This window comes from Bacillus sp. NMCC4, from assembly GCF_002998555.1.
GTDB lineage: Bacteria > Bacillota > Bacilli > Bacillales > Bacillaceae > Bacillus.
On the sequence record NZ_PVRA01000009.1, the window covers coordinates 17350 to 30634 of the forward strand.

The window sequence follows — 13285 nt, forward strand, 5'->3', positions numbered from 1 at the left end:
TCTAATATAAACGAAAGATCGTCTGGACATGCTAAAATCTACGAAAAATTCAAAATATGTTCATGTAATGCTTAAAAAATGGGAAAAAGGAAAAATCACTTAATCCTTGTTTGTTTCAGAGAGTACTTGCTTTAAGTGCATCACATCATGTAATAAATGATCCGTCATCGCTTGAACGGCTTCTGTGGAGCGGCGCTCTTTCATTTCAGAATAAATGGCAGCATGCTCTTTTTGAATCGTCTCAGCACGCGCTCCGCCGCTAAAATGAAAGATACGGCAAAAATGAATGAGTGCATTCACATGATTCAATTGTTTACATAAGCGGTGATTGTGACTCGCTAGAATAATTTTTTGATGAAAGGCTTCATGTAACTGGACGATTTCTTTAGATGGCAGCTGCTGCTTGATTGCTCCGTCTGCCTGCTTGAGGACCTGCTCAATATCATCCAGCTCTCTTTGCGCGGCTTCCTTGCATGCAAGCTCAACAGCTAGCGTTTCTAGGGCGATTCGAACTTGATAAAGCTCCTCGACATCTTTTTCCGTTAACGTATAGACAGAGTAGCCTGACCGATGATCAGCGATCAAGAGCTCATCTTTTTCTAAAAGCCTCATCGCCTCTCTAACCGGTGATCGGCTTACACCAAATTGTTTGGCAAGCTGTGTCTCATTGATGCGTTCCCCTGGCTGAAACTGCCCATCAAATATCATTTGCTTCAGCTGTTCATAAAATTGCATATGGTATGGTGCTGGTCTTTTCATCTCGAATGAATTCATCCCGTCATTCCCTCATTTACACATCATCTTTTGTCTCATGTTATCCAAGTTTTTCCCTCTAGGCAAGCCTGCATCGGAAAAGTCAATATCGTACAATTCAAGAGAAAAAGGGTGTGCTACACTAATGATCAGTTCAGTGAAAGAGGGGATCGACATGAAAACACAAGAAGAACGAACGGTACATTTTGATCAGGACTTGCAAATAGAGGCGTATCGCTTTCATGGCATCATGCAAAAGTTCCCGAATCATTTTCATACATACTATGTGATTGGATTTATTGAGGACGGTCAAAGACGTTTGATCTGCCAAAATGAAGAATACATCATTGAAAAGGGAGACATCCTTCTTTTCAATCCATATGACAATCACGCTTGCGAGCAGATTGATCACAGGACACTAGATTATCGTTGTTTAAATATAGAAGCAGATGTCATAGAGAAAATGTTTCAGCACAAGCCACATTTTAAAGCCCCTGTGTTTTCACAAAGTGAACTGACAAAGCCATTATATGATCTTCATCAAATGATCACAGAAGAAGCTCCAGCTTTGAATAAACAGGAAACGTTTTATTTCTTTATGAAGCAGCTGATTGAAGCCTATGCTGATACATCAGAGGAAAAAGCGTCAGCAGCGCATGCCGCCGAACAGAAAGTCCAAGATGTACAGCAATATATTGAAACATACCGCACGGAAAATATTTCGTTAGACGACTTAGGAGAGCTTGTGTCTATGAACAAATACTCCCTTCTTCGTGCTTTTACAAAATACAGAGGGATCACGCCGTATCGTTATTTACAGACAGTGAGAGTGAACTATGCGAAGGAGCTTCTCGCCCAAGGAGTGAAGCCTGTAGATGTGGCAGTCTCCGCTGGTTTTTCTGATCAAAGTCACTTGAGTCATTTCTTTTCAGAATTTATTGGGCTCACCCCAGGGCAATATCAGCAAATTTTTGCAAAGCAGGTAACAGCAGATGAAAAATAAACAGCTGCTTGGTCATCTAGCGGCCATGTTCACTATTTTTCTATGGGGCTCGACCTTTATCTCAACCAAAATATTATTAACTGCTTTTTCTCCCACAGAGATATTATTTTTTCGCTTTTTTATTGGGTATTTGGCTCTGATGATGATCTATCCGGTCACCATGAAGGTGCAGCGTAAAAAGCATGAAGCGATGTTTGCGCTCGCAGGATTATGCGGTGTGGTCTTATACTATTTTTTAGAAAATGTCGCACTCACCTATACGTTCGCTTCGAATGCAGGTGTCATCAGTTCAGTTGTGCCATTCTTCTCATTTTTATTGGCTTATTTTTTATTGAAAGATGAGCCGCTGCATCGCCGATTTTTCATAGGCTTTTTTATCGCGATGACAGGCATTGTGCTGATTAGCTTTAATGGAATGACGACGTTCCAATTGAATCCACTCGGTGATGTGCTAGCATTAACGGCGACCATTGTCTGGGCCTTCTATTCTATTTTATCGAAAATGATCAACCAATATGGATACCATATCATTCAAGTGACGAGGCGTGTCTTTTTTTACGGCTTGCTTTGGATGCTTCCCCTGATCTGGCATTTTAAGATTCGTTTAGACTGGGAGCGATTGACGAACCCGTCGTTTGCCTTTCACTTGCTGTTTTTAGGCCTGTTCGCATCTGCCATTTGTTTTCTAACATGGAGCTTTTCGGTGAAAACGCTCGGTGTGGTGAAATCGAGTGTGTATATTTATGGCGTTCCTATTATTACGATGGTCATTTCAATGATCGTTCTTCATGAGAGATTGACCCTCATGTCTGTACTCGGAACGGCACTGACCTTAGGAGGACTGCTGCTTTCAGATAAAAAAGATGCGGGGAGGAAGAAACAGAAACCCTCGATGCTTTTCCAGGATAAACAGGCGCTTTGATCAAAAAAGCGTCTTTTGTCCATTGAAAGAACATGAACTCTCTAGTAAACTCAAATTTAAACGGTCGACGGTCGACCGACGATAAAGGGGGAGAAATGAATGAAGCATGTTTCAATTGCGGCGATACCAGGTGACGGGGTTGGGAAGGAAGTTGTACCTGAAGCCATACGAGTATTGAAAGCGGTGTCAGAATTACATGGCGGTTTGTCTTTTACCTTTCAGGATTTTCCGTGGAGCTGTGAATATTATTTAGAGCATGGCGAGATGATGCCAAAGGATGGATTACATCAACTGAAAGCCTTTGACAGCATTTTCTTAGGGGCTGTCGGAGATGCCAATTTAGTGCCGGATCACGTATCGCTTTGGGGACTGCTTATTAAGATTAGGCGGGAATTTGAACAGGTGATAAACGTCAGACCTGCAAAACAGCTGAGCGGCATTCGCTCACCGCTTACGCAGCCAAAGGATTTCGATCTTCTAGTTGTCAGAGAAAACGGTGAAGGTGAATATAGTGAAATTGGAGGCCGTATTTATCAAGGAGAAGATCAGCTTGCTGTTCAAAATGCAGTGTTCTCAAGAAAAGGGATAGAGCGTGCGATGCGTTTTGCCTTTCAATTAGCAGAAAAAAGACGAAAGCATGTGACGAGTGCAACCAAATCGAATGGGATCGTCCATACCATGCCTTTTTGGGATGAAGTGTTTCAAGACGTAGCAAAGGATTATCCAGAGGTGGCAGCAGACTCTCAGCACATTGATGCGCTCTCAGCCTTCTTTGTAACAAGACCAGAAAAATTCGATGTGATTGTGGCCAGTAATTTGTTTGGTGATATTTTGACAGATCTTGGGGCAGCCATTATGGGAAGTATTGGCGTAGCGCCTGCCGCCAACATCAATGTAAATGGCAAATACCCATCCATGTTTGAGCCTGTACACGGATCAGCTCCAGACATTGCGGGAAAAGGAATCGCCAACCCAATCGGTCAAATTTGGACTGCTAAGCTGATGCTTGATCATTTCGGAGAGGAAGAGCTGGGTACGCACCTTCTCAGCACCATCGAATCAGTCACAGCAGACGGCTTTTTAACAGCGGACATCGGCGGATCCTATCAAACACAAGAAGTCACAAACGAAATCATCAAACGATTGAAGAAATAATCCGTCATTAGAACCGCATCTCCACGTCTGCTATAATAAAAGGATGGATAGAAGAAAGAGATGTGAAATCTAGTGTCAAAAACAGTTGTATTAGCAGAGAAACCTTCAGTAGGACGTGACCTTGCGCGTGTGCTGAAGTGTCATAAAAAAGGAAATGGTTTTTTAGAAGGAGATCAATACATTGTGACATGGGCGCTTGGCCATTTGGTCACACTGGCTGATCCAGAAGGCTACGGAAAAGAATTTCAATCCTGGCGTTTAGAGGATTTACCAATCATTCCAGAGCCGCTTAAGCTTGTTGTGATGAAAAAGACAGGAAAACAATTCCAAGCAGTGAAAGCGCAGCTTGCGAGAAAAGATGTCAAAGACATTGTCATTGCAACAGATGCTGGACGTGAAGGGGAGCTTGTCGCAAGGTGGATTCTTGAAAAAGCACATGTGAAAAAGCCCTTGAAACGACTATGGATCTCATCTGTCACGGACAAAGCCATTCAAGAAGGCTTCAAACGATTAAAAGACGGCAGAGAATACGATAACCTGTATCGCTCAGCAGTTGCACGTGCAGAAGCAGACTGGATTGTCGGCATCAACGCAACAAGAGCGCTGACAACCAAGTTCAATGCACAGCTTTCCTGCGGACGGGTACAAACACCAACGATTGCCATGATCGCCAAACGAGAAGAAGACATTCAGCAATTTCAGCCGAAGCCGTTCTATGGATTGATTGCACAAGTAGATGGACTGACTTTGACCTGGCAGGATGCCAAAACAAAGCAAAACCGGACATTCCAAGAGAATGTGATCAAAGAGCGCTTGGCAGCATGCGAAGGAAAACCAGCAGTGGTTGATGCGTTGAAAAAAACAGCGAAAAAAGCTTTTGCACCGGGCCTGTACGATCTGACTGAATTACAGCGTGATGCGCATAAACGCTATGGCTTCTCAGCAAAAGAAACATTATCTACGCTTCAGCGATTGTATGAGCAGCATAAGCTCGTGACATATCCACGTACAGATTCACGGTTTATTTCAGCGGATATCGTTCCTACATTAAAAGATCGTTTAAAAGGAATGAACGTCAGACCATATGCGCAGCATGTGAACCGGATTTTACAATCAGGTGTAAAAGCGCACAAAGGCTTCGTCAATGATGCAAAAGTGTCAGATCACCATGCGATCATTCCAACCGAGGAAGAGCTGTATCCAGGTGCATTAAGTGATAAAGAGCGTAAATTATATGACCTTATTGCCAAACGATTCCTTGCGGTACTCATGAATCCTTTTGAGTACGAAGAAACAACGGTTATCGCCAAAATAGGCAGTGAAACGTTCACAGCAAAAGGGAAAATCGTGCAATCAGCTGGCTGGAAAGCCGTGTACGATGATTCCTATGAAGAAGAGGAATCAGCCGAGGTGGATCAACATTTGCCGCTGCTTTCAGAAGGACAGTCACTAGACGTACGACAGCTGAAAGAAACAAGAGGAGAAACGAAACCTCCTGCACGTTTTAATGAAGCGACCCTATTATCTGCCATGGAAAACCCAGCGGCATTTATGCAGAAAGAGGAAAAAGACTTAGTGAAAACCCTTGGTGAAACAGGTGGTCTAGGGACAGTAGCAACAAGAGCAGATATTATTGAAAAGCTGTTCAATAGCTTCCTAATCGAGAAAAAGGGCAAAGACATCTTCATCACATCGAAAGGAAAGCAGCTGCTCTCTTTAGTGCCTGAAGACTTAAAGTCTCCTGCGTTAACAGCGGAATGGGAACAAAAGCTTTCTAAAATCGCAAAAGGGCAATTGAAAGCTTCTCAATTCATGAGTGAAATGAAATTATATGCGAAACAAGCCGTATCTGAAATCAAACAGACGAACCAGACCTTTAAGCATGACAATGTCACTGGCACCCATTGTCCAGACTGCGGAAAACTGATGCTGAAAGTGAATGGAAAACATGGAACGATGCTTGTTTGCCAGGACCGGGAATGCGGCCATCGTAAAAATGTGGCGAAGAAAACAAACGCACGCTGCCCGAACTGTCATAAAAAGCTCGAGCTGCGCGGAGAAGGCGATGGCAAAATCTTTGCTTGTGTGTGCGGCCATAGAGAAAAACTGTCTGTCTTCGAAAAACGCAAATCTCAATCCAATCAAAAGAAAGCCAGTAAGCACGATGTGTCTAAATATTTGAAGAAACAAAAGAAAGTGGAAGAACCAATTAATAATGCACTAGCTGAACAATTAAAGAAATTAAAATTAGATCAATAGTTTTATAAAAGCCCGTGCGGAAACGCATGGGTTTTTTAGTTTTACCGAGCATATCGATATATTGTTTTTCTGAAAATGGGAATAAATGTGCGAAAAGACTCGTAATTTGGTATAAAATATTTATTTAAATTTATACAAAAACGCTCTATAATAAATCGTTAGATGCTTAGAGAACGGGGAGTTGAAAGGGGACACGAATGCATACACGCATATATCGTACAGCAATTGTTTTACTCATTGTCATTCTACTAGGCGGATGTACCTGGAAACAGCAGAAAGAATCAGCTGATCCAGTATCAACACAGCCTGTTTTGCCTGGAGAATATTTTATCACTCACCACTTAATGACAGATGAAGGCTTGATTCGTACCTCTTTTGCAGAGGAACATATCTACTTATCTGAATCACTTGGACTTTGGATGGATTATCTTGTTCGAAAAAAAGATCAAAATTTATTTGACCAACAGTTGAGTGTTTTACAAGATCAATTTTTACTTGACCATCATCTTCTCAGCTGGCAAATTGAATCTGAACAAAAAAGTAAGGCCAATGCTTTAGTTGATGATTTACGTGTAGTGGCGGCACTTCAAAAGGCAAATCGTTTGTGGAAGAAGTCAGCGTATCAAACGACAGCAAAAGAAATCGCTCAAGCGTTAAAAGAAAAAAACATGTTCAAAGGCATATTGTCCGATTACTATGATGCATCAACAAATCGAACTTCACACACAATCACACTCTCTTATATAGATCCAAAAGCAATCAAAGAATTGGAATCCCTCCAAATATTCACGAAACAAATGACCAGTAACCAATTAGCCATTCTAAAACAAGCACCGAGAAAAAAGGGATTCTTTCCTAAGTCCTATGACATAAAGAAAAAAACATATTCATTCGACCAAGAAATTAATATGATCGATCAACTTTATACAGCTTTACATGCACACCATGCAAAGGTAAATACGTCCGAGATCATGAAATGGCTTAAAACGTCGTTTAAACAAGAAGGAAAACTGTACGGAAGATACAAACTGAGCACATTGCAGCCATCTGTCACATATGAATCGCCTTCGGTATATGCACTCGTCATTTTGTATGCCCTTAAACAAAATGAGCTGAAATTCGCAAAGACTGTCTATCAACGCATGAAAGAATTACAAACCCAAGATCCTCTCAAGCCTTATTACGGAGGATACATGAACGAAAAAGAGACACACTCATTTGATAACTTATTGCCTCTAATTGCAGAAAGGGAGCTCCTAAATGAATCGGTTGTTCAGTAACACGTATCGCTTGTACTATTCTCTGCTCCTCACGTTTGCAGGCCTTATTTTGTTTATGGGCTACCTTAACGTACAAGATGCAGAGAGCTTTATGATCATCGCACTGACATTTGTCGTGTTAGGCTGCGGTATTTTATTTGGTATCCTACCAGCATTAATTTTCAACTTACTGATTTTGTTCTTTATAGGAAGCGCCATGTTCTTTACAGAGCTTGGCCATGAAAATTCCCTTTTTTCAAATCAAACATTGCAAGATGTAGTGATTTGGGGCGTAGCACTTCTTTTTTTCGCTATTTCAGCGGGAAGCTTGCATGAACGGATTAATACGCTGCGTCACACCATTGAACAACAAAAGCAGGCCATCAAACAATTTGTGGCGATTGACTCGACAACAGGATTTGACAATGCTGAGCGGATGAAGCTCGAATTGTCTGAGGAAATGAAACGGGCAGAACGGTACAAACAGCCATTTGTCTTTATCCTTCTTCATATGAATTACGCAGCGGAATTCAAATCGTTATATGGAGAAAAAGAAATGCAGCACCTATTTCAGCAATTAAGTCTCAAGATCCGCGAAAGCGTAAGAGAAACCGATAAGAAATTTCGATTATCCGAAGAGCGAATGGGCTTGCTGCTAACTCACACACCAGAAGAGAACGTGTCAGTTGTCCTTGATAAGCTAAAGAATAAACTGCAACCGCATGTCCTGTTAAACGGTCGTGAAGTGACCTTGACATTTCATGTCTGTCATTTAACAAGCAGCTCGGATTATCGAACGCCAGAGCAATTTTTAGAAGAACTAGAAAACGAGATGATGATGAATGAACTTTAATTCTTTGATGAAATGTTGTTTGATGATCGCGCTTTTTTCGATTCTTTCGTTGAAACACATGGCTTCAGCCGATGCTCTTGTCACGCAGCCAAATACCCTGATCGTTTATTCCACACAATCGGATGAAGTGACTCCAGCCGTTCATATGCTGGATCTACTCGCCGGTCATTTTTCTAAACAGACGACGATTGTATCCGATGAACATTTGGCTGAAAAGAGGATCAATGAATTTCAGCAAGTCATTTATCTCGGTGAAATAAAGAGAACCTTGCCAAAACAAACCATTCGTGCGATGAACGAATCACAGCAGGTCATCGCCATTGGATACAATGCGGAACAGCTTCGCCCATTCTCCAAGCTTACTTTTCACAAACAAGATCATACCAGTCAAATGAAACATACACATGATCAGACATACCGTCAGCTAGAGAGAAGTATCAGTGCGTTAACGGTTCAAGGGGCAGACTTGCAAAATGAATTTCTAGTGAAGAAACGTCAATCTGATCTGCCATTTGTGATTCAAACAAAAGAAGGTGCGGCTTATATCGGAATCTTAGATGTCGTGCAGCACAACAAGCTTCTTGCAGAAGTGCTAGAAAAATACATGCCAACTTCTGTGCAAATGACGACAAAATACTTAATGCTCGGGAACATCAGTCCAGCAAGTGACGAGAAGAAGCTGCTTGAACTTGGACAATACGTATCCGCACGGCATATTCCTTTTCAGATCGCAGTGACTCCTGTTTGGATGGATCGAGAAACAGGTGATGAAGTCACACTGAGTGACCGCCCGAAGCTCGTGAATGTGTTAAAACAATTGCAAGGCAATGGAGCGAGTATCATTCTTCATGGCTTTAGCCGTACGTATCGAACGGAGGAATCTGGTCAGAGCTTTGAGTTCTGGGATGCAAAGTATGATCAGTCCATCACGTCAAATGATCCCAAAAAAACTGAGAAGAAACGGAGTAAAAGTCAGTTCCCAAATGAAAAAGACTTTAATGCTTATACCAGATCGAATCAGCAGCAAGAAACCGCCTATACAGAAGAAAAACTGACAAAGGGCATCGAGTTTCTTGCCCAGCAAGGTCTATATCCACTTGCATTCGAGGTGCCGCATGATGCCATATCTCAACAAGGTTATGAAGTGATTTCAAGGCATGTGTCCAGTCTATTTGGACAGGTGCAGCTGTCAGAACGCACTTGGAAAACAGTCGGTGCACCGCCGCTGGTGACGTCTCCTGCCATGTTACATGGAATGACCCTATTTCCTCAGCGACCAGTAGAGACAGCGTCTGACCAAGAAGATTCAAATGTTTTAACTGAACAGACGATTCAATCCATGCAGCATCTTCAATCAGCCGCAATCGGACTGTCCTATGATGTAGAATCAGGAATAGCCGGCTTACAGCAGCTGATGACACAGATGGAGGCAATCCCTTCTAGTGAATGGCTGGATTTAAAGAAAACAAAACAGACGGTCCAAACTGCACATGTAAAAATCCAAACATCAGGGAATGGACATATTCAAGTAGAGCAATCCGACATAGTCGAAACAAAAACAGTCAAACGAAGCGGCATGGAAAATATGCTGCGAATTCTTACAGTCGTGGTGATGCTATTTATTGCGGCATTTGCTTTATACACATTGTATTTAAGACTGACAATGAAAAAACGAATTTTTAAGGAGAGAAAATTAGGTGGCTGATGTCTTATTTTATCTTTCATTACTACTGATTTGGACTATGCTCCTATACCACATGTTTCTCATGCAGGGCGGCTTTCAGCATTACCTCACCTATGAAAAAGTGCTGCCTAAATGGACAAAACAAGGGAAAGAGCTGCCAACCGTCAGTATCCTGATTCCTGCTCATAATGAAGAAGTTGTCATTCGGCAGACGTTAAAAGCGATGGTCCAGCTATCTTATCCTAAACACCTTCTTGAAATCATTGTGATTAATGACAATTCCTCTGATCGCACAGGAGAGATTGTGCAATCATTCAGTGAGCAATATGATCATGTCCATATGATTGAAACGAAGCCGCCATTTGCAGGGAAGGGAAAATCTACTGCACTGAATGAAGGATTGAAGGCTTCGACAGGAGAAGTGATTTGCGTATACGATGCAGATAACATGCCGGAACAAAAGGCTGTCTATCATTTGGTTCTAGGGTTATTAAATGACCCAAAAGCAGGCGCTGTTGTCGGGAAATTCAGGGTGATCAATGCAGCCCAAAATTTGCTGACCAAATTTATTAATATTGAGACCATCTGCTTCCAATGGATGGCGCAGGGCGGGAGATGGAAGTGGTTTGGGATTGCGACAATACCAGGCACCAACTTCGCCATCCGCCGGCACATTTTAGAAGAACTCGGCGGCTGGGATGTCCAAGCTTTGGCCGAGGACACCGAATTAACGATCCGTGTGTATAACCTTGGGTATGTGATTCGATTTTTCCCAGCTGCGATCACATGGGAACAAGAGCCTGAGACATGGAAGGTCTGGTGGCGGCAAAGAACGCGCTGGGCTAGAGGTAATCAATATGTTGTACTCAAATTTTTAAGACAGTTTATGAAGCTGAAACGAAAACGAATGATTTTCGATTTGTTTTATTTCTTCTTTACGTATTTCTTATTTTTCTTCGGTGTTCTGCTCTCAAATGGCATCTTTATCGTGAACCTATTTGTTGACCTTCACTTATCTGTAGGGGCTGTCGCACTGATCCTGTGGGGATTAGCCTTCTTCCTCTTTCTAACAGAAGTGATGATTACATTAAGTATTGAGAAAACAGAGCTCACCAAACAAAACATTCTCATTGTAGTTCTCATGTACTTCACCTATTCTCAAGTATGGATTGCGCTTGTCGTGTACTCCTTATGTGTAGAGGTGAAGAGCCGATTATTGAAACAAGAAGTGAAATGGTACAAAACGGAGCGTTACGATCAACAACAAAAGAAAAGCGGGTGACAAATTGAAATCGGTCAAATGGATGATTTTTATATTAGCGCTATCCCTTGCCATTCAGCCTTTTTTCATGGCAAGTCAAGCAATGGCGCAATCCAATCGAGTACAAGTGAAAGACGATTGGGTTCGCTCATCGAAAGGAAGTCAAACAGAAACGCAGCATCTATCAGAAGATGTGGTGACTTTGTATGGACAAGAAGACCGCACTGAATTTTCCTATCAAATGGAGAAAGAAAAAGTAGAGTCTAGCACTCTTACATTAAATATAGAGGCTTCACCATTACTCATTTCGCCATCGTCTTTCACAGTGATGATCGATGGAGAGATTGAAAAGACAATCCCCGTATCAGGGAAAAACCAAAAAAAATCGATTCAAATCAAATTGAACAAAGCGCAATTGAAAAAAGGATCTCATCAAATTCAGCTCGCATTTTATGGTGTGTTAAAAGAAGGTGTGTGTATCAACCAAGAGACACCTGCCAATTGGCTGAAAGTATATCCTGAAAGTGAGCTGGCGTTCAAAGGAGCTCAAACGAAAGACGTGACGTTAGACAGCTTCCCTTCACCTTTTATTCCATCAGGTGAGCAGAAAGAACAAACAGATATTGTGATTCCAAATACACCGGAAGCGGCTGAATTAGAAGCGGCTATGAAAATCTATCGTACGTTGAAAAACAAAGACCGTCTAGCAGACCTCAAACTCGTTCAAGAAAAGGACCTCAAGCAAATTGCGCATCCAACCATTGCTGTGGGAGCAAAAGGAAGCTGGAAAGGACGTATGAAATCGATCGAGCAAGCTGCGGGCATTAAAACAGAAAGCAATCAACTTACGTTAGCGGTGAGAACCCTGACAGCAAAGAAAAAAGAACAGCCCATTTTATTTGTCTCTGCTGAACAGCCAAGGACAATTGCTGAAAAAATCAATGTCCTGACTCAACCAGAACTGACGGGTCAGCTCACTGGTATCGACTTGCTGCTGCAAAAGGTGACAGCTAATGCTTCTAAGCCATCGCATCATATTCGTTTAATAGATTTTGGCGGAGATGATGTCACAGTTGGAACCAAAAAGACGGCATCTGATCACTACTATTATCCGAAAGCATTAATCGCTCAACAAAAATCAGGTGCAAAACTAAATCTATCATTTAAAAAATCGGATCCAGCGAACAAAGCGGAACGTCTAACAGTGATGATCAATAACGAACCGCACGACATACCGTTAACAAAACTAGGAAACAAAGATGAGAATGGATTCTATCATGTGTCCATTCCAGTAGACTCGCAAGTACTTCAAAAGAACGAGTATGTGGACTTGCAATTTGTCACAACGGGTTTTAAAAGCATGGAATCGTGCAGACATACGGATGAAGAAGGCTGGATTTACATTGACAAGAACAGCTCTCTTCAAATACCAGAAGGAACAAATAGTGATACGCCGGATTTAGCCGCATGGCCGCTTCCTTACACTTCAAAAACGCAGCAAGGAAACACATTGATCATTATGCCAGATCAAATCAATCAAGCAACGATCAATCAAATGGCGATGCTGACAGAATCATTTAGTCAGCCGGAAGCTGCTCAATATCATTTGATCGAAGCATCGAATGTGACAAATGAACAATTGAAAAATAACTCTCTCATTTTTATCGGGGGCATCCAGACATTCTCTCTTTTAAAAGAAAAAGCAGACGATCTCATCGTTCCGGCGAAAAAGGGTCAATATGATGTATCCTCATTTGGCATGATCAACGAAACAACAGCTCGTATTGTATGGACGCAGCCATCTGTATGGAATAAAGAACAAACCATGACCGTTTTTGCAGGAATGACGGTAGCTGACGCTGATGTATCAAATGAAGTGATACGTTTCCTTCAAACAAATACGGAGACCGCAACAGTTGCAATAGAAAGCAAGAACAAAGATATGTTTTCTAACAATCAAACAGTCAGCAATGCAAAAAATGATCTTAAAAAAGGTGAACAGCAAGGCGGCGGTGAGTCTTGGATTTACTTTGCCTGTATCGCTGTACTGATCATTTTTGTCGCTTTGATGATTGTTTATTTCGTACGAAAAAACCGCAAAAAGACTGATGAATAAACGGTCAAAAGACCTCGAAA

At 41.9% G+C, this 13285-nt stretch carries 10 protein-coding genes; 9 read left to right on the forward strand and 1 reads right to left on the reverse strand.

What is annotated here, in order from left to right:
• Positions 1–99: 99 nt before the first annotated feature.
• Entirely contained in the window at positions 100–774 is a 675-nt protein-coding gene (locus C6Y02_RS15700) for a GntR family transcriptional regulator (protein WP_060595571.1), read from the reverse strand.
• 154 nt (positions 775–928) lie between these two features.
• Between C6Y02_RS15700 and C6Y02_RS15705 the strand changes: the two genes are divergently transcribed.
• The 9 genes from C6Y02_RS15705 (at position 929) to C6Y02_RS15745 (ending at position 13265) form a co-directional block, all read left to right on the forward strand.
• Complete coding sequence (locus C6Y02_RS15705; RefSeq protein ID WP_106031656.1) at positions 929–1756, forward strand: helix-turn-helix domain-containing protein; 828 nt, start codon at positions 929–931, stop codon at positions 1754–1756.
• Complete coding sequence (locus tag C6Y02_RS15710; RefSeq protein ID WP_060595572.1) at positions 1746–2678, forward strand: DMT family transporter; 933 nt, start codon at positions 1746–1748, stop codon at positions 2676–2678. The genes C6Y02_RS15705 and C6Y02_RS15710 overlap by 11 nt, the downstream gene beginning before the upstream one ends.
• A 99-nt stretch (positions 2679–2777) precedes the next feature.
• A complete protein-coding gene (locus C6Y02_RS15715; protein WP_106031657.1) occupies positions 2778–3833 on the forward strand; it encodes a tartrate dehydrogenase in 1056 nt (351 codons plus the stop codon).
• Positions 3834–3905: 72 nt separating this feature from the next.
• Positions 3906–6092, forward strand: coding sequence for a DNA topoisomerase III (locus tag C6Y02_RS15720; protein WP_066031304.1), 2187 nt, complete (start codon positions 3906–3908; stop codon positions 6090–6092).
• A gap of 197 nt (positions 6093–6289) precedes the next feature.
• Positions 6290–7372, forward strand: coding sequence for a glycosyl hydrolase family 8 (locus tag C6Y02_RS15725; protein ID WP_066031303.1), 1083 nt, complete (start codon positions 6290–6292; stop codon positions 7370–7372).
• Complete coding sequence (locus tag C6Y02_RS15730; protein WP_106031658.1) at positions 7353–8204, forward strand: GGDEF domain-containing protein; 852 nt, start codon at positions 7353–7355, stop codon at positions 8202–8204. The genes C6Y02_RS15725 and C6Y02_RS15730 overlap by 20 nt, the downstream gene beginning before the upstream one ends.
• Positions 8194–9909, forward strand: coding sequence for a DUF2334 domain-containing protein (locus C6Y02_RS15735; RefSeq protein WP_106031659.1), 1716 nt, complete (start codon positions 8194–8196; stop codon positions 9907–9909). The genes C6Y02_RS15730 and C6Y02_RS15735 overlap by 11 nt, the downstream gene beginning before the upstream one ends.
• A 37-nt stretch (positions 9910–9946) precedes the next feature.
• A complete protein-coding gene (locus C6Y02_RS15740) occupies positions 9947–11170 on the forward strand; it encodes a glycosyltransferase family 2 protein (RefSeq protein ID WP_411266007.1) in 1224 nt (407 codons plus the stop codon).
• A gap of 4 nt (positions 11171–11174) precedes the next feature.
• Entirely contained in the window at positions 11175–13265 is a 2091-nt protein-coding gene (locus C6Y02_RS15745) for a cellulose biosynthesis cyclic di-GMP-binding regulatory protein BcsB (protein ID WP_106031661.1), read from the forward strand.
• Positions 13266–13285 lie beyond the last annotated feature (20 nt).